Here is a 17,879-nt window from a genome sequence, read left to right on the forward strand (position 1 = left end):
CCCATCTCGGGTGAGACGTGCTCAATCCTGACGACAGCATTTACCGCAAGCTCGAAGCGCTCGTCGCGAACGGCGAGCGCAAGCGTGACCCGGCGCAGTTTACGATCGCGCGGCGGTTCGATCATCTCTCGGCCGAGCTGCTCGCCAGCCGCCCGTCGCGCAAGACCAATGCGCTCGGCTGGCTGTTTGCCTCGCGCAAGAAGGACCACCCGCCGGTCAAGGGCCTCTACATCCACGGCGGCGTGGGGCGCGGCAAGACCATGCTGATGGACATGTTCTTCGAGGCGGTGCCGATCCAGCGCAAGCGCCGGGCGCATTTCCACGAGTTCATGGCCGATGTGCACGAGCGCATCTACAAGCACCGGCAGAAGCTGAAGAACGGCGAGACCAAGCAGGCCGATCCGATCCCGCCCGTCGCCTCCGAGCTCTTCGGTGAAGCGCGGCTGCTCTGCTTCGACGAATTCTCCGTGACCGACATCGCCGATGCGATGATCCTCGGCCGCCTGTTCGGCGAACTCTTCGCCAAGGGCTGCGTGCTGGTTGCGACCTCGAACGTGGCGCCCGACGATCTCTATCGCGATGGCCTCAACCGCAGCCTGTTTTTGCCGTTCATCGAACTCCTTAAGGCAAATGCCGAGGTTATCTCGCTGGACACGGACACCGACTACCGGCTGACAAAGACCGACGGCAGCCCGGTGTGGCTCTCGCCGCTCGGGCCTGAGGCGGATGCGGCGATGGCGCGCGCCTGGGCTCATGAGACCGGCAATGTGCCGGCCGCTCCGGCGGACGTGCCGCGCAAGGGGCGCAAGATCCCCGTACCGGCCGCGTCCGGAAAGAGTGCACGCTTCAATTTCGCCGACCTCTGCCAGCAACCGCTTGGGGCTGCCGACTATCTCGCCATCCTCGAGCGCTATTCGACGATCTTCGTCGACCACGTACCGCATCTCGGTCCGCATATGCGCAACGAGACCAAGCGCTTCATCCTGCTGGTCGATACGCTCTACGACAACGGCGCCCGGCTCTTTGCCTCGGCGGCGGCAGAGCCGCAGGATCTCTTGACCCAGAAAAAGGGCACGGAAGGCTTCGAGTTCGACCGCACGGTTTCACGTCTGATCGAGATGCAAAGCGAGGAATATGCCGCTGCGCATCCCGCAAATGTTGCTGTTTCGTGACGCAGATGTGGCGAAAATTCTTACGTTTACGTAAGAATTTTATGATCTAACCGATTGAAATTGTTCCACCAAAAAGTATCGATTGATATTTTACCGATTGCCGTTTAATGGCTTCCGGCGAAGGTTTGGCGTTTGCCGCGTTTCAGGCCTTGATCATATTGGGATCACAAAGGAAGCACTTTCATGGCTCGCAACAAGATCGCACTTATCGGTTCAGGGATGATTGGTGGCACGCTGGCGCATCTCGCCGGCCTGAAGGAACTGGGCGACATCGTCCTCTTCGACATCGCCGACGGCATTCCGCAGGGCAAGGGTCTCGACATCGGCCAGTCCTCCCCGGTCGAAGGCTTCGACGTGAACCTGACGGGTGCGAGCGACTATTCCGCCATCGAAGGCGCTGATGTCTGCATCGTCACCGCCGGCGTCGCTCGCAAGCCGGGCATGAGCCGCGACGACCTGCTCGGCATCAACCTCAAGGTCATGGAACAGGTCGGCGCCGGCATCAAGAAGTATGCCCCGAACGCCTTCGTCATCTGCATCACCAACCCGCTCGACGCCATGGTGTGGGCGCTGCAGAAGTTCTCGGGCCTGCCGAAGAACAAGGTCGTCGGCATGGCCGGCGTTCTCGATAGTTCGCGCTTCCGCCTGTTCCTCTCGCAGGAATTCAACGTCTCGGTCCAGGACGTCACCGCCTTCGTTCTCGGCGGCCACGGCGACACCATGGTGCCGCTCGCCCGCTACTCGACCGTTGCCGGCATCCCGCTGACCGACCTCGTGCAGATGGGCTGGGTCACCAAGGAACGCCTCGAAGAAATCATCCAGCGCACCCGTGACGGCGGCGCCGAAATCGTCGGCCTGCTCAAGACCGGTTCGGCCTACTACGCACCGGCCGCCTCGGCGATCGAAATGGCTGAAGCCTACCTCAAGGACAAGAAGCGCGTTCTGCCCTGCGCGGCACACCTGACCGGCCAGTACGGCGTCAAGGACATGTATGTCGGCGTTCCGACCGTTATCGGCGCCGGCGGCGTCGAGCGCATCATCGAGATCGATCTCAACAAGGCCGAGAAGGAAGCGTTCGACAAGTCCGTCGCTTCGGTCGCCGGTCTTTGCGAAGCCTGCATCGGCATTGCGCCGAGCCTCAAGCAGTAATCGCCTCCCGTCGGGCGGACGCTGATCCGCTCGACCTCATTGTTTTTGCCGCATTGGTGCGGGTAGGTGCCCCACCTGCCCGCACAATGCTCAGACAGGAAAAACACCATGAACATTCATGAATATCAGGCCAAGGCTCTCCTGAAGAGCTATGGCGCACCGGTCGCGGAAGGTGTCGCGATCTTCTCGGCTGACGAAGCTGAAGCTGCTGCCAAGTCGCTCCCGGGCCCGCTCTACGTGGTCAAGAGCCAGATCCATGCGGGCGGCCGCGGCAAGGGCAAGTTCAAGGAACTGTCCGCCGACGCCAAGGGCGGCGTTCGTCTTGCCTTCTCGATCGACGAAGCCAAGGCTCATGCCAAGGAAATGCTCGGCAACACGCTCGTCACCGCGCAGACCGGCCCGGCCGGCAAGCAGGTGAACCGCCTCTACATCGAGGACGGCGCCGACATCGAGCGCGAACTCTATCTGTCGCTGCTCGTCGACCGCTCGGTCGGCCAGGTTGCCTTCGTCGTTTCGACGGAAGGCGGCATGGACATCGAGGCTGTTGCGCACGACACGCCGGAAAAGATCGTCAACGTCGCGATCAACCCGGAAGCCGGCGTCACCGCCGCTGATCTTGCCAAGCTCACCGCGGCCCTGAAGCTCGACGGCGAAGCCAAGGCTGACGCTGAAAAGCTCTTCCCGATCCTCTACAAGGCCTTTGTCGAGAAGGACATGAGCCTGCTCGAGATCAACCCGCTGATCGTCATGAAGAACGGCCGCATGCGCGTTCTCGACGCCAAGGTCTCGTTCGACGGCAACGCGCTCTTCCGCCACGACGACATCAAGGCTCTGCGCGACGAGACCGAAGAAGACGCCAAGGAAATCGAGGCCTCGAAGTGGGATCTCGCCTATGTCGCGCTCGACGGCAACATCGGCTGCATGGTCAACGGCGCCGGCCTTGCCATGGCGACGATGGACATCATCAAGCTCTACGGCAAGGAGCCGGCGAACTTCTGCGACGTCGGCGGCGGCGCCGGCAAGGAGAAGGTCGCGGCAGCCTTCAAGATCATCACGGCCGACCCGAAGGTCGAGGGCATCCTCGTCAACATTTTCGGCGGCATCATGAAGTGCGATGTCATCGCTGAAGGCGTCGTTGCGGCCGTGCAGGAAGTTGGCCTCAAGGTTCCGCTGGTCGTTCGTCTCGAAGGCACGAATGTCGAGCTTGGCAAGAAGATCCTGAATGAATCCGGCCTGGCGATCACCGCCGCCGACGATCTGGACGATGCTGCCAAGAAGATCGTCGCCGCGATCAACGGCTAACTGAAGGACCACCTCATGTCGATTCTCGTTAACAAGAACACCAAGGTCCTCGTTCAGGGCCTGACCGGCAAGACCGGCACCTTCCATACCGAACAGGCGCTTGCCTATTACGGCACGCAGATGGTCGGCGGTATTCACCCGAAGAAGGGCGGCGAAACCTGGACCGGCTCCAAGGGCGAAAGCCTGCCGATCTTCGCCTCGGTTGCCGAAGGCCGTGAAAAGACCGGCGCGGACGCATCCGTGATCTACGTTCCGCCGGCAGGTGCCGCGGACGCGATCATCGAGGCGATCGATGCGGAAATCCCGTTCATCACCTGCATCACCGAAGGCATCCCGGTTGCCGACATGGTACGCGTCAAGGCTCGCCTCGACCGCTCCAAGTCGCGTTTGCTCGGCCCGAACTGCCCCGGTATCCTGACGCCGGAAGAATGCAAGATCGGCATCATGCCGGGCTCGATCTTCCGCAAGGGTTCGGTCGGCATCGTCTCGCGCTCCGGCACGCTGACCTATGAAGCCGTGTTCCAGACCTCCAACGAGGGCCTCGGCCAGACGACGGCCGTCGGCATCGGCGGCGACCCGGTCAAGGGCACCGAGTTCATCGACGTGCTTGAGATGTTCCTGGCGGACGAAGCCACGACCTCGATCATCATGATCGGCGAAATCGGCGGCTCGGCCGAAGAGGATGCTGCACAGTTCCTCATCGACGAAGCCAAGAAGGGCCGCAAGAAGCCGATGGCCGGTTTCATCGCGGGCCGTACCGCTCCGAAGGGCCGTACCATGGGCCACGCCGGCGCTGTCGTTTCCGGCGGCAAGGGCGATGCGGAATCCAAGATCGCTGCGATGGAGCAGGCAGGCATCCGCGTATCGCCTTCGCCGGCTCGTCTCGGCAAGACGCTGGTCGAAGTCCTCAAGGGCTGATCTCAAACCATTTGTCCGGGCCGGTCGATCCGGCCCGGACAACGTGCCTGCCGCCTGTTTCCTTGGCTGATTGAAGATCAGGACATGCGGCAATGACTGCCACGGTGACCCAGCGCGTCCTGACGATGCGCGGCGCCGTAGGAAAAAGGCCCGGCGCCCGGACGCGCCGAACGAACATGAACGACCGGGATACCCGGCAACCCAACTTCAGTCAGGAGGCGGACAGATCAGTCCGCGTGAGACCATGACAAGGCAAGAGGCCAACGAGCAATTCCAGCTCACTTCGTTTCTGGACGGCGCCAACGCCGCCTATATCGAGCAGCTCCATGCACGCTACGAGGCGGACCCGGCGTCCGTGTCGGCTGAATGGCAGGCCTTCTTCAAGGCGCTCGCCGACCGGCCGGAAGATGTGGTGAAGGCAGCCAAGGGCGCCTCCTGGAAAAAGAACAACTGGCCGATCCCGGCCAATGGCGAACTGGTCTCGGCGCTCGATGGCGACTGGGGCACGGTCGAGAAGGTCATCGAGAAGAAGGTCAAGGCGAAGGCCGAGGAAACGGCGGCCGCCACCGGCACCGTCGCCAGCGCTGCTGACATCCATCAGGCGACGCGCGATTCCGTCCGCGCCATCATGATGATCCGCGCCTATCGCGCCCGCGGCCACCTGCATGCCAAGCTCGACCCGCTCGGCCTGGCTGCCCCGGTTGAAGACTACAACGAGCTTTCGCCCTCGAACTACGGTTTCGAGGACAAGGATCTCGACCGCAAGATCTTCATCGACAACGTGCTCGGCCTCGAATACGCGACCCTCCGCGAGATGGTCGAAATCCTCGAGCGCACCTACTGCTCGACGATCGGCGTCGAGTTCATGCACATGTCCAACCCGGAAGAGAAGGGCTGGATCCAGGAGCGCATCGAAGGTCCGGACAAGGGCGTCGACTTCACGCCGGAAGGCAAGAAGGCGATCCTGCAGAAGCTGATCGAGGCCGAAGGCTTCGAGCAGTTCATCGACGTCAAGTACAAGGGCACCAAGCGCTTCGGTCTCGACGGCGGTGAGTCGCTCATCCCGGCGCTCGAGCAGATCATCAAGCGCGGCGGCCAGGAAGGCCTCAAGGAAATCGTGCTCGGCATGGCCCACCGCGGCCGTCTGAACGTGCTTTCCCAGGTCATGGCAAAGCCGCACCGCGCCATCTTCCACGAGTTCAAGGGCGGCTCCTACGCGCCTGACGACGTCGAAGGTTCGGGCGACGTGAAGTACCACCTCGGTGCGTCTTCCGACCGCGAATTCGACGGCAACAAGGTTCACCTGTCGCTGACGGCGAACCCGTCGCACCTGGAAATCGTCAACCCCGTGGTCATGGGCAAGGCACGCGCCAAGCAGGACCAGATGGCGACCGTCTTTGAAGGCGACATCATTCCGCTGCGCGAACGTTCCAAGGTCATGCCGCTTCTGCTGCACGGCGACGCTGCCTTTGCCGGCCAGGGCGTGATTGCTGAAATCCTCGGGCTTTCCGGCCTGCGCGGTCACCGCGTTGCCGGTACGGTCCACTTCATCATCAACAACCAGATCGGCTTCACCACCAATCCGGCCTTCTCGCGCTCGTCGCCCTATCCGTCCGACGTCGCCAAGATGATCGAAGCGCCGATCTTCCACGTTAACGGCGACGATCCGGAAGCGGTTGTCTACGCGGCCAAGATCGCCACCGAATTCCGGATGAAGTTCCACAAGCCTGTCGTCATCGACATGTTCTGCTATCGCCGCTTCGGCCACAACGAAGGCGACGAGCCGGCGTTCACGCAGCCGAAGATGTACAAGGTCATCCGCGCCCACAGGACCGTCGTCCAGGTCTACTCCGACCGCCTGATCGCCGAGGGCCTGATTTCCGAAGGCGAAGTCGAGAAGATGAAGGCCGACTGGCGTGCGCATCTCGAACAGGAGTTCGAGGCCGGCCAGTCCTACAAGCCGAACAAGGCCGACTGGCTTGACGGTGTCTGGTCGGGCCTGCGCTCTGCCGACAACCAGGACGAACAGCGCCGCGGCAAGACCTCGGTGCCGATGAAGCAGTTGAAGGAAGTCGGCCGCAAGATCTCTGAGATCCCGGCTGGTTTCAGCGCGCACCGCACGATCCAGCGCTTCATGGAAAACCGCGCCAACATGATCCAGACCGGCGAGGGTGTCGACTGGGCCATGGCTGAGGCGCTCGCTTTCGGCACGCTGGTCACGGAAGGCACCAAGATCCGCCTGTCGGGTCAGGACTGCGAACGCGGCACCTTCTCGCAGCGCCACTCGGTGCTCTACGATCAGCAGTCGGAAGAGCGCTACATCCCGCTCGCAAACCTGTCGCCGACCCAGGCGCGCTACGAAGTCATCAACTCGATGCTTTCGGAAGAGGCGGTTCTCGGCTTCGAGTACGGCTACTCGCTCGCCCGTCCGAACGCGCTCACCCTCTGGGAAGCTCAGTTCGGCGACTTCGCCAACGGTGCGCAGGTCGTCTTCGACCAGTTCATCTCGTCGGGCGAACGCAAGTGGCTGCGCATGTCGGGTCTCGTCTGCCTGCTGCCGCACGGCTATGAAGGCCAGGGTCCGGAGCACTCGTCTGCTCGCCTGGAACGCTTCCTGCAGCTCTGCGCGGAAGACAACATGCAGGTCGCCAACGTCACGACGCCGGCGAACTACTTCCACATCCTGCGCCGCCAGGTGAAGCGCGACTTCCGCAAGCCGCTGATCCTGATGACGCCGAAGTCGCTGCTGCGTCACAAGCGTGCGATCTCCAGCCTGTCGGAAATGGCCGGCGAGAGCTCGTTCCACCGCCTGCTGTGGGACGATGCCGAGGTGATCAAGGACGGCCCGATCAAGCTGCAGAAGGACTCGAAGATCCGTCGCGTCGTGCTCTGCTCGGGCAAGGTCTACTACGACCTGCTCGAAGAACGCGAAAAGCGCGGCATCGACGACATCTACCTGCTGCGCGTCGAACAGCTCTATCCGTTCCCGGCCAAGGCGCTCATCAACGAGCTCAGCCGCTTCCGCAACGCGGAGATGGTCTGGTGCCAGGAAGAGCCGAAGAACATGGGCGCTTGGTCGTTCATCGACCCGTACCTCGAATGGGTTCTCGCCCATATCGACGCCAAGTATCAGCGCGTGCGCTACACCGGCCGTCCGGCTGCCGCATCGCCGGCGACGGGCCTGATGTCGAAGCACCTGGCGCAGCTTGCCGCCTTCCTCGAGGACGCGCTGGGGGGCTGATGCTCCCCACGCTCTGAGCCAATAGAAACAGATATCTGATCAACGGAACAAAAATCATGGCAACAGAAATCCGCGTTCCCACCCTTGGCGAATCCGTCAGCGAAGCGACCGTCGGCACCTGGTTCAAGAAGGTCGGCGACGCCATCAAGGCCGATGAACCCCTGCTCGAACTCGAAACCGACAAGGTGACGATCGAAGTTCCGGCTCCGGCCGCAGGCACGCTCTCTGAAATCGTCGCCCAGGCCGGCGAGACCGTCGGGCTCGGCGCGCTGCTCGGCCAGATCGCTGCAGGTGCCGCTGGCGCCGCAGCGGCCGCTCCGGCTGCTGCCGCCGAAAAGAAGGCCGAGCCGGCTGCTGCCGCCCCGGCCGCTGCTGCAGCACCGGCTGCCTCGTCGATGCCGCCGGCACCGTCGGCTGGCAAGCTGCTTGCCGAAAACAACCTCTCGGCCGATCAGGTCGACGGCTCCGGCAAGCGTGGCCAGGTGCTGAAGGGCGACGTCCTTGCAGCCGTCGCCAAGGGCATCTCGACGCCGGCCGCTTCCGAGCCAGCCAAGGTCCAGGCCCGTGCGCCGTCGACGGCTGAAGACGTCGTTCGCGAAGAGCGCGTCAAGATGACCCGCCTGCGCCAGACGATTGCCCGTCGCCTCAAGGATGCGCAGAACACTGCCGCCATGCTCACCACCTACAACGAGGTGGACATGAGCGCCGTCATGTCGCTGCGCAACAAGTACAAGGACATCTTCGAGAAGAAGCACGGCGTGAAGCTCGGCTTCATGGGCTTCTTCACTAAGGCCGTCACCCACGCGCTGAAGGAAATCCCGGCCGTCAACGCCGAGATCGACGGCACCGACATCATCTACAAGAACTACTGCCACATCGGCGTCGCCGTCGGCACGGACAAGGGTCTTGTGGTTCCGATCGTTCGCGATGCCGACCAGATGTCGATCGCCGAGATCGAAAAGGACATCGGTCGCCTCGGTAAGGCTGCCCGTGACGGCGCGCTGTCGATGGCCGACATGCAGGGCGGCACCTTCACCATCTCCAACGGTGGCGTCTACGGTTCGCTGATGTCTTCGCCGATCCTCAACGCGCCGCAGTCGGGCATCCTCGGCATGCACAAGATCCAGGAGCGTCCGGTCGCCATCGGCGGCCAGGTCGTCATCCGCCCGATGATGTACCTCGCGCTCTCCTACGATCACCGCATCGTCGACGGCAAGGAAGCCGTGACCTTCCTCGTGCGCGTCAAGGAAAGCCTGGAAGATCCGGAACGCCTGGTTCTCGATCTCTGATATCCGGAAACAGCGGGGGCGTCCTTCATGCCCCCGCCGTTCGCCGTCCGCGATCACGCGCGGCGAAAACCGTCTCTGCGGCCTGGCCGGAGAGACTGGCCGTCAGGGCCGATGATGTCGATCCGAACCGCTCCTGCGATTGCGAGGGATGATGGAAGCCGCCGCAGCGTCGACTGAAATCTGGGTGCTTGGCTGGAGCGTGGTGTTCCTGATCGTGCACATCCTGGTGCAGGCGCTGTCGCTCGATCTCGCCGGCGATCTCGGTTTCAAATATCTGCTCGGCCCCCGCGACGAACAGCGCGTTTCGAAGAGCATCGTGGCAGGGCGTTTGCTGCGGTCGCTTCGCAACATGCTGGAAACCTATCCGGCCTTTGTTGGGCTTGCGCTCGCCCTGGCGGTGACCGGCAAGACCGGCGGTCTCGGCGCCATCGGCGCAGTGACCTGGCTTCTGGCACGGCTGGCTTACACTGTTCTCTACGCGGCCGGCGTTCCCGTGTTGCGCACCCTCGTCTGGTTCGTGTCGATCATTGCGCTGTTGCTGATGGTCGTCCGGCTCATGGCATAGCATCCCGGCGACAAGGCAAGAGGAGACTGGCATGGCATTCGGACCCGACGTTCCGCCGATCCAGGCGCATATCTGCGTCAAGGACGGGCTTGCCGCCATCGCCTTTTACGAGAAGGCGCTCGGTGCGGTGAATACATTCCACGCGATGGCCGAGGACGGCAAACGCGTCATGCACGCCAGTCTGGCGATCTACGGCGGCGAGGTGATGCTGCACGACGAATTCCCCGAATTCGGCGGCAGCGTGCTTTCGCCGAACACGATCGGCGGTACCGGCGTTGCGATCAGCATCAACCTGGCGAAGGCTGCCGATGTCGACGCAGCCTACGACAAGGCGGTGGCCGCCGGGGCATCGACAGTTCTGGAGCCGCAGGATACCTTCTGGCACGCACGCTACGCGCGCATCCAGGATCCCTTCGGCCACGTCTGGGCCTTCAACGCACCGGTCGCAAACCCATGAGCCAGTATTTCTTCGAACTCGCATCGCTGATGGCGATCTTCGCCTTCGCCATCGTCTCACCCGGCGCCGACCTCGCGATGGTCATGCGCCAGTCGATCGTGCATGGCCGCCGCCCGGCGATCATCACGTCCTTCGGCATCGGCACGTCGCTGATGTTCCATGTGACCTACACGATCCTCGGCCTCGGGCTGATCATTTCGCAGTCGATCTATCTGTTCAACATCGTCAAATGGTGCGGCGTCGCTTACCTGATCTATATCGGCATCAAGGCGCTTCGCGCCGGCCAGACGGAGATCAACGTCGACCACACGGAAGGCAACCGGCCGGTCAAGGGCCAGTCGGCGGCCAAGGCCTTCGGCCTCGGCTTTGCCGCCAACGCGCTCAACCCCAAGCCGGTGTTCTTCTTCCTGTCGATCTTCTCGACGGTCGTTCACGCCCATACGCCGATGATGATCAAGTTCGGCTACGGCCTTGTCATGGCGACCTGCCTGATCTCGTGGTTCGTCGGCGTCAGCCTGTTCATGACGACGCCGCGCATGCGTGCTGCGTTTACCCGCGCCAGCAAGTGGATCGACCGCGCCAGCGGCGTGGTCTTCATCGCGCTCGGCCTCAAGCTCGCGACGGAGAAGGCTGCCTGATCATGCGCTCCGGTCGTCTCCTTTCAGCCCTGCTCGGTCTTGCCTTTGCTGCGCCGGCGATCGCCGCTGACTGCAAGCAGTCGCACGCGATCTACGGCGACCGCGACGGGGCCTACGAGCTGCGTTTCGAACCGGTCGGCTCGGCAAGCGCCGCGACCAGCAACCACTTCAAGGTGGCGGTTCTCAAGCCCGGCCTGCTGCTCGATGGCGTCGTCATGCCGGCGGGCGAGCCGGAACGGGCGACCGGGCTGATCATGCACAATTGCCCCGAGGGGGATGCGACCGGCGAGGAACTGCGCGCCTGTACTGTGTGGCAGGGTGTCGTCTACGCGCTCGACAAGGCCGGCGCGATCAGCGAGATCCCGCAAGAGACCGAGACGGCGGCCGAGCAACTGCTGCTTCCCGACTTCGGTCCGTCGCTTCGCGCTTCGACCGCCTGGGGCAAGGGCAAGGCCGAGGCCGACAGTTGGGATGCCTTCACGTTCAAGGGATGCGCCGCATGAGTGCGAGCCCTGTTCTTCTCGTGACCGGCGGCAGCCGCGGCATCGGTGCTGCAATCTGCCTTGGCGCTGCAAAAGCCGGCTGGCGGGTCGTTGTCAATTATGCGTCGAACCGCGATGCGGCCGATGCGGTTGTCGGCGCGATCGAGCGGGCCGGCGGCACGGCGATCGCAGTTCAGGGCGATGTCGGCTCCGAGGCGGATGTCCAAGCGATCTTTGCTGCCGTCGATTCGGCTTTCGGCCGGCTGGACGGGCTCGTCAACAATGCCGGCATCGTCGGACAGACGGCACGTGTCGACGAGATGTCGCCCGAGCGGCTTGAGCGCATGTTCCGCATCAACGTCACCGGCTCCATCCGCTGTGCAGCGGAAGCCGTCCGGCGCATGTCGACACGATACGGGCACCAGGGCGGTGTCATCGTCAACATCTCCTCGGTTGCCGCCACGCTTGGCTCGCCGGCGCAGTATGTCGATTACGCCGCCTCGAAGGGTGCGATCGACACCTTCACGACAGGGCTTTCGCGCGAGGTCGCGACCGAAGGCATTCGCGTCAACGCGATACGGCCCGGCATCATCGATACCGAGATCCACGCCTCCGGCGGCCTGCCGGACCGGGCGCGTGATCTCGCCTTCACCATTCCCGTTCAGCGACCCGGCACGGCCGAGGAAGTCGCTGACGCGGTTCTCTACCTCCTGTCGGATAAGGCGACTTATGTGACGGGGGCAATTCTCAATGTCAGCGGCGGACGGTAACCGTCCTGAAGGAAGGATATTCTAATGGCTTATGATCTCATCGTTATCGGCAGCGGCCCCGGCGGCTATGTCTGCGCGATCAAGGCGGCCCAGCTCGGTCTGAAGGTCGGCGTCGTCGAAAAGCGCGCCACCTACGGCGGCACCTGCCTCAACATCGGCTGCATCCCGTCGAAGGCGTTGCTGCATGCTTCCGAGATGTTCCATCAGGTTGCCCACGGTGTTGACGCGCTCGGCGTCGAAGTCGCGGCACCGAAGCTGAACCTCGAAAAGATGATGGCCCACAAGGACGCGACCGTTAAGGCCAATGTCGACGGCGTCTCGTTCCTGTTCAAGAAGAACAAGATCGACGGCATCCAGGGCACCGGCAAGGTGCTCGGCCAGGGCAAGGTCTCCGTCACCAACGACAAGGGCGAGGAACAGATCCTCGAAACCAAGAACATCGTGATCGCCACCGGCTCCGACGTCGCTGGCATCCCGGGCGTCAAGGTCGATATCGACGAGAAGGTGATCATCTCGTCGACGGGCGGCATCGCGCTCGAGAAGGTTCCGGCCAACATGATCGTCGTCGGTGGCGGCGTCATCGGCCTCGAACTCGGCTCGGTCTGGGCCCGCCTCGGCGCCAAGGTCACCGTTGTCGAGTATCTCGACACGCTTCTCGGCGGCATGGATGGCGAGGTTGCCAAGCAGTTCCAGCGCATGCTCGCCAAGCAGGGCATGGACTTCAAGCTCGGCGCCAAGGTGACCGGCGTCGTCAAGGACGGCAAGGGCGCCAAGGTGACGTTCGAGCCGGTCAAGGGCGGTGACGCCCAGACGCTCGATGCCGATGTCGTGCTGATCGCCACCGGCCGCAAGCCCTACACCGACGGTCTTGGCCTTGCGGAAGCGGGCGTCGTCATGGACCAGCGCGGCCGCGTCGAGATCGACAATCACTTCCAGACAAGCGTCGCCGGCGTCTACGCGATCGGCGACGTCGTGCGCGGCCCGATGCTCGCCCACAAGGCGGAAGACGAAGGTGTTGCCGTTGCCGAGATCCTCGCCGGTCAGGCCGGCCACGTGAACTATGACGTCATCCCCGGCGTCGTCTACACCCAGCCGGAAGTCGCCTCCGTCGGCAAGACCGAAGAAGAGCTGAAGGCGGCTGGTGTCGCCTACAAGGTCGGCAAGTTTCCCTTCACCGCCAATGGCCGTGCGCGCGCGATGCTCGCCACCGACGGCTTCGTGAAGATCCTTGCGGACAAGGAAACCGACCGTGTGCTCGGCGGCCATATCGTCGGCTTCGGCGCCGGCGAGATGATCCACGAGATCGCGGTTCTGATGGAATTCGGCGGTTCGTCGGAAGACCTCGGCCGCACTTGCCACGCGCACCCGACCATGTCGGAAGCGGTCAAGGAAGCGGCACTTTCGACCTTCTTCAAGCCGATCCACATGTAAGGATCATGCAGGGGGCTGCGATCACGCGGCCCCCTGTTTCCGGCCGCGCTCGTGCGTGCCGGCTGGCCCTTGTGGTCATTGCACACTCAGTGGCGTCAGCGCCCGCTGACATTGTCGCCATCGGCAGTCCTGTTCGCCAAGCGACCGTATCATTCTTCTGAAGCAGACCTGAGGGCGTGGAAACGCTCCTCGAACTCGCGCCTCAGGCTGCGCCGGGCCTCGGCAGCGCGCTGCCGGCGTTTGCGGTCGGCCGTGTCGGTGACAAGGGTCGGAACCGGAGTCGGGCTGCCGTCGGCATCGACGGCGACCATGGTAAAATAGCAGGAATTGGTGTGGCGGCGCTCGCCGCTCCTGATGTTCTCGGCCTCGACCCGGATGCCGATTTCCATCGAGGTGCGGCCGGCATTGTTGACGGCTGCACGGAAGGTGACGAGCTCGCCGACATGGATCGGCTGGCGGAAGGTGACCTGGTCGACCGAGAGCGTCACGGCATATTGCTGAGAATAGCGCGAGGCACAGGAGAAGGCCACGCGATCGAGGAGATTGAGCAGCGCACCGCCATGGACCTTACCGCTGAAGTTCGCCATATCCGGCGTCATCAGTACGACCATCTCGAGTTCGCGTGTGTCGTAGCTGGTTTCCATTGTCCATCTCCAGATTTTGCAGCGTCCCGCCTGAGTTATGCAGCTTGCCGGAGCGAAGGGAAGGGGTGGAGGGCGGAGGATCTGGAAGAGGGGATGTGACGATTGGCCCGAGGGCTGCGACAAGCGGTCTTCTGTCCAGGCACGGGGGAGGGCGCGATCATGTCTGCAAGGACAGACGACGCGCGCGTCAGGAGGAAAGATGAAACCGAGAGCCGTGGCCATATCGTTGCCGAGCCGGCATCTACCGAATGCCGATTGGGCCGACCGCTTCGAGCTTGCCCTTGATGGCAAGGGCGTGACCGCGGCGGAAGCCGCCGAACGTTCGCTTGGCCGGTCGCCGCGATGGGTCCGCGTGTTGCTGCGCCTGCGCAACCGCATCGTCTCGATCATCGGCCTGAAGTCGGCGGCGCCGTCCAGCCGTCTGGGACTGATCGGGGCGTTTCCTGTCGTTTCGAAGAGTGATGACGAAGTGGTGCTCGGCTTCGATGACAAGCATCTCGATTTCCGCATCGTCGTCGACGTCCGGGCGGGGTCGGCGGTCAATCAGATCGTCGGCGTCACCACGCTTGTGCGCAGGCACAACACGCTCGGGCGGGTTTACCTCATGGCCGTCACGCCGTTTCACAAGGCTATCGTGCCGACACTTCTGGCGCGGGTGGCAGGTCCCGGCGGTTAAGTCCGGGGTTCAATTTTCAGTCCGGACAAAAGCAGGTCGAGATTGTCGCGTGCGCTGGTGAGGCGCATGGCCGGATCTTCCGCCTCGGCAATCCAGAGCGCCGCATCGGAGAGCGCGCCATTGATCAGCCGCGCCAATGTCTCGGCATTTCCCGGACGTACGACGCCCGCGGCGATCATCGCCGAAAGCCTGGTGGCAAACGACGCGAGGCATTGGCGCCGGCTCGGTTCCAGCACGCTTGCTCCGAGTACGGCCGGCGCATCCTTCAACACGATCTGTCGGATTTCCGGTTCGAGCGCCATTTCCAGATAGAGCCTGCAGCGGCGCACGAAACCGTCCCACGGCTCCGGGGTCGCGGAGGCTGCGTCGAGCCGTGCGTCCATCTCGCCGTCCAGAGTCTCCACGACCGCACGCAGCAGGCCCTTCTTGTCGCCGAAATGATGATAGAGCGCCCCACGCGTGAGCCCGGCCAAGGCGGTGAAATCGTCCATCGAAGTCTCCGCATATCCGCGTTGCCTGAACGCTTCCCGGGCGGCGGCGATCAGCTTTGCCTTCGTTTCCGCGATCATGTCGCTGCGCGCGCGCCTTGTCATTTGCAGCTCCTCCTTTTGCATGCGGTTCGTATGTTAATTGACATGCGAAGCGTATGTCAATATCACTGCCATACGCGGCGTATGTTAATGACGCGACGCTCAGACATGTATTGCAGGAGTTTTCATGGCCAATCCCTATGCACAGATCTTTGCTGCCAAAGGCACGGTGGGCTTCACCTTGGCGGGATTGGTGTCACGGTTGCCATTGTCGATGATGGGCATCGGCATCATCACCATGCTGGCTCAGTCCCGCGGCAGCTACGGGCTGGCTGGCGGTGTGGCCGCCGCCTTCACGCTGGCCTCGGCACTGCTGGCGCCGCAGGTTTCCCGGCTCGTCGATCGCTTCGGCCAGAGCCACGTCCTGCCGGTCGCCGCGGCACTCAGCCTTCTCGGCAGCTCGGCTCTCCTCGTCTCGACCCATTGGCGGGCGCCGGACTGGACACTCTTCGTCTTTTCCATTCTTGCCGGGTGCACGCCCAGCATGTCGGCGATGACCCGGGCGCGATGGACCGAGCTCTATCGCGGCCGTCCGGAGCTGAAGACCGCCTTTTCGCTCGAATCGGTCTTCGACGAGATCTGCTTCATCGTCGGGCCGCCGATCGCCGTGGGCTTAAGCGTCGGCCTGTTTCCCGAGGCCGGACCGCTGGCGGCTGCGGCATGCCTGGCCATCGGGGTCACCGCCTTCGTGCTGCAGAAAGGCACCGAGCCACCGGTCAAGCCGGCCGAGACGATGGCGCCCGGTTCGGTCCTTCGTTACCCGGCGCTGCGCGTGCTGATTGTCGCGCTCGCCGGCATGGGCATCATTGTCGGCACGATCGACGTGGTCAGCGTCGCCTTTGCCGAGGCCGAAGGGCGTCCAGCGGCGGCGAGCCTCGTGCTCTCCCTCTATGCCCTCGGTTCCTGCATCGCCGGTCTGGCGTTCGGTGCGGTCCGGATCGGCCTGCCTTTGGCGAAGCTGTTCATGATCGGTGCGGGCATGACCGCCGCCAGCACATTGCCGCTGCTCTTTGCCGACGGGATCGGCAGCCTTGCGACGATGATGTTCATTTCGGGCGTGTTCTTTGCGCCGACGATGATCGTTGCCTTGAGCATCGGCGAAACCGCCGTGCCGCCGTCGAAGCTGACGGAAGGGCTGACCTGGCTGACCACCGGTCTCGGCATCGGTGTTGCGGCGGGCGCGGCGGTGTCAGGCGGCGTGGTCGCGCGCTTCGGCGTTCAGGCCGGCTTCACCATTGCGCTCGCCGCCGGGGCCTTGATCCTTGCCGCAGCGTTCTGGGGTTATCGCCGTCTGTCGTGGATCGAGAGTGATTCTACCACTGCGCGCGCGTCCGAGGTCGTTTCCCGTGCCGGTGCGCAAGGCTGAGAAGGGAGCGTCGTGCCGGCGGGCGCTCGCTGACGGCCGGCCCGTCAGTTGGCGCACGTGACCGTAAAACCCTGGGCGCGAAGCAGTTCGACCAGACCTTCCTTGCCCGGCAGGTGCAGTGCGCCGACCGCCATGAAGGCGCCGCCGTCCTTGAGGATCGGTTCGGCGCGCGTCGCCATGGTTTTGTTGCGGTCGACGATGATGCGCTGCTCGAAATCGGCATAGCCGAAATCCTCGGCGCTCTTGTTCGAAACGGCTTTCATCATCGGCATGATCATGCCGGTGTCGCCTACGAGATAGAGATCGGTCATCGTCGCGAAGACGTCGTCGATGGTCTTGCCGAGCGCGAGCGTCTCGATGAGGGCGCGTAGATGCAGTTCGGTCGGCAGCGAGTCCATGGCGGCGAGCTGCTCGACCAGCGTTTCCAGCCCCTTCAGCCTCTTGCCCTGACTGACGGCATCCTCGGCGATCTTCTTGTCGAGGAAGGAGGCGCCTGCAGCCTTGCGGCTCATTTCGCAGGCGGGCAGCGCGACGAAGCTCGCGATCATCCAGGGCTTCATGCGGGAAACCAGGGTCAGCGGAATGCCGCGTGCCTTAAGGCCTGTTTCGAGCTGTTCGCGGTCGTCGGGCTTCAGGAAGTCGGCGATCGTCTTGTTGTCCGGAAGCATGGTGAGATCGGGCCGCATCAGGATCGCGGCGGCCGACTTCTTCTCATCGATGATCTCGTCCGATTCAACGATGACGGTCGAGGCTGCCTCAAAGGCGGCGGGCGCCTCAGTCGGCAGGGCCAGCACGCGCGGATCGGTGACATGCATCGTGCCAAGCAGCCAGGACGGCGCGACACCGTCCTTCTCGATCTTCCAGAAGATGCCCTTGCTGTTCGGGATGGCGGCAGCTTCCGCTTCGAGTGCGGCCAGTTTCGTCGGGTCGGATTTTGCAAGCGCGGTCAGAACATTCGCGCCGCCACATTCGACCTCCGTGGCATCAGCCTCAGCGACGAAGACGAGAGCGACAAGGAGGCAGGCGGCGAGCATGACATGGAGCAGGGCGGCCAGCCAAAGTGCGCCATCGGCGAGCCGCGCAAGCAGGTGCCGCGGCAGGTTTTGCTGAGGTCTCGCAAAGGCGGTCATCGTTCTTCCCTGACAGTCGCATGGTCGATAGTCGACCCTAGGCCCGGGCCGGTCACGGC

Annotated in this window: 17 protein-coding genes; 14 read left to right on the forward strand and 3 right to left on the reverse strand. The window is 63.5% G+C overall.

Annotated features, from left to right (window positions below):
• Window positions 1–17 precede the first annotated feature (17 nt).
• The 12 genes from zapE to lpdA all read left to right on the forward strand — a co-directional run bounded on the left by zapE (window position 18) and on the right by lpdA (window position 13,414).
• Window positions 18–1,172 (forward strand): cell division protein ZapE, encoded by a 1,155-nt coding sequence (gene zapE / locus BLU15_RS10930; RefSeq protein WP_090295312.1) that lies wholly within the window; start codon window positions 18–20, stop codon window positions 1,170–1,172.
• Between the two features lie 183 nt (window positions 1,173–1,355).
• Entirely contained in the window at window positions 1,356–2,321 is a 966-nt protein-coding gene (mdh, locus tag BLU15_RS10935; RefSeq protein ID WP_034802565.1) for a malate dehydrogenase, read from the forward strand.
• Between the two features lie 108 nt (window positions 2,322–2,429).
• Window positions 2,430–3,623: an ADP-forming succinate--CoA ligase subunit beta gene (gene sucC, locus BLU15_RS10940; RefSeq protein WP_090295314.1), complete on the forward strand. Its 1,194-nt coding sequence runs from the start codon at window positions 2,430–2,432 to the stop codon at window positions 3,621–3,623.
• A gap of 15 nt (window positions 3,624–3,638) precedes the next feature.
• A complete protein-coding gene (gene sucD, locus BLU15_RS10945) occupies window positions 3,639–4,541 on the forward strand; it encodes a succinate--CoA ligase subunit alpha (RefSeq protein WP_034802559.1) in 903 nt (300 codons plus the stop codon).
• 244 nt (window positions 4,542–4,785) lie between these two features.
• Complete coding sequence (locus BLU15_RS10950; protein WP_060521400.1) at window positions 4,786–7,782, forward strand: 2-oxoglutarate dehydrogenase E1 component; 2,997 nt, start codon at window positions 4,786–4,788, stop codon at window positions 7,780–7,782.
• A gap of 56 nt (window positions 7,783–7,838) precedes the next feature.
• The gene (gene odhB, locus BLU15_RS10955) at window positions 7,839–9,071 is read left to right on the forward strand and encodes a 2-oxoglutarate dehydrogenase complex dihydrolipoyllysine-residue succinyltransferase (RefSeq protein WP_090295315.1); all 1,233 of its coding nucleotides are present in this window, start codon (window positions 7,839–7,841) and stop codon (window positions 9,069–9,071) included.
• 151 nt (window positions 9,072–9,222) lie between these two features.
• Window positions 9,223–9,636: an MAPEG family protein gene (locus tag BLU15_RS10960; protein WP_060521399.1), complete on the forward strand. Its 414-nt coding sequence runs from the start codon at window positions 9,223–9,225 to the stop codon at window positions 9,634–9,636.
• A gap of 31 nt (window positions 9,637–9,667) precedes the next feature.
• A complete protein-coding gene (locus tag BLU15_RS10965) occupies window positions 9,668–10,093 on the forward strand; it encodes a VOC family protein (protein ID WP_090295317.1) in 426 nt (141 codons plus the stop codon).
• Window positions 10,090–10,731 carry a LysE family translocator gene (locus BLU15_RS10970; RefSeq protein WP_090295318.1) on the forward strand — a complete coding sequence of 214 codons (642 nt, stop codon included), beginning with the start codon at window positions 10,090–10,092 and terminating at the stop codon, window positions 10,729–10,731. The genes BLU15_RS10965 and BLU15_RS10970 overlap by 4 nt, the downstream gene beginning before the upstream one ends.
• A 2-nt stretch (window positions 10,732–10,733) precedes the next feature.
• Entirely contained in the window at window positions 10,734–11,234 is a 501-nt protein-coding gene (locus tag BLU15_RS10975; RefSeq protein WP_089044341.1) for a hypothetical protein, read from the forward strand.
• Window positions 11,231–11,983, forward strand: coding sequence for an SDR family oxidoreductase (locus tag BLU15_RS10980; protein ID WP_090295465.1), 753 nt, complete (start codon window positions 11,231–11,233; stop codon window positions 11,981–11,983). The genes BLU15_RS10975 and BLU15_RS10980 overlap by 4 nt, the downstream gene beginning before the upstream one ends.
• 24 nt (window positions 11,984–12,007) lie before the next feature.
• The gene (lpdA, locus tag BLU15_RS10985; RefSeq protein ID WP_090295320.1) at window positions 12,008–13,414 is read left to right on the forward strand and encodes a dihydrolipoyl dehydrogenase; all 1,407 of its coding nucleotides are present in this window, start codon (window positions 12,008–12,010) and stop codon (window positions 13,412–13,414) included.
• Window positions 13,415–13,563: 149 nt separating this feature from the next.
• On the opposite strand, the gene BLU15_RS10990 is transcribed toward lpdA, so the two are convergent.
• Window positions 13,564–14,058: an acyl-CoA thioesterase gene (locus BLU15_RS10990; RefSeq protein WP_034802542.1), complete on the reverse strand. Its 495-nt coding sequence runs from the start codon at window positions 14,056–14,058 to the stop codon at window positions 13,564–13,566.
• 199 nt (window positions 14,059–14,257) lie between these two features.
• Between BLU15_RS10990 and BLU15_RS10995 the strand changes: the two genes are divergently transcribed.
• Window positions 14,258–14,734 (forward strand): DUF2867 domain-containing protein, encoded by a 477-nt coding sequence (locus BLU15_RS10995; RefSeq protein ID WP_090295322.1) that lies wholly within the window; start codon window positions 14,258–14,260, stop codon window positions 14,732–14,734.
• Here BLU15_RS10995 and BLU15_RS11000 read toward each other — a convergent pair.
• Window positions 14,731–15,327 (reverse strand): TetR/AcrR family transcriptional regulator, encoded by a 597-nt coding sequence (locus BLU15_RS11000; protein ID WP_090295324.1) that lies wholly within the window; start codon window positions 15,325–15,327, stop codon window positions 14,731–14,733. The genes BLU15_RS10995 and BLU15_RS11000 overlap by 4 nt on opposite strands.
• 124 nt (window positions 15,328–15,451) lie before the next feature.
• On the opposite strand from BLU15_RS11000, the gene BLU15_RS11005 reads away from it, so the two are divergent.
• Window positions 15,452–16,690, forward strand: a complete 1,239-nt coding sequence (locus BLU15_RS11005) for an MFS transporter (protein WP_090295326.1) — start codon at window positions 15,452–15,454, stop codon at window positions 16,688–16,690.
• 44 nt (window positions 16,691–16,734) lie between these two features.
• On the opposite strand, the gene BLU15_RS11010 is transcribed toward BLU15_RS11005, so the two are convergent.
• Window positions 16,735–17,820, reverse strand: a complete 1,086-nt coding sequence (locus tag BLU15_RS11010) for a TraB/GumN family protein (RefSeq protein WP_090295327.1) — start codon at window positions 17,818–17,820, stop codon at window positions 16,735–16,737.
• Window positions 17,821–17,879: the final 59 nt, after the last annotated feature.

This window comes from Ensifer sp. YR511, from assembly GCF_900103045.1.
Lineage (GTDB): Bacteria > Pseudomonadota > Alphaproteobacteria > Rhizobiales > Rhizobiaceae > Ensifer > Ensifer adhaerens.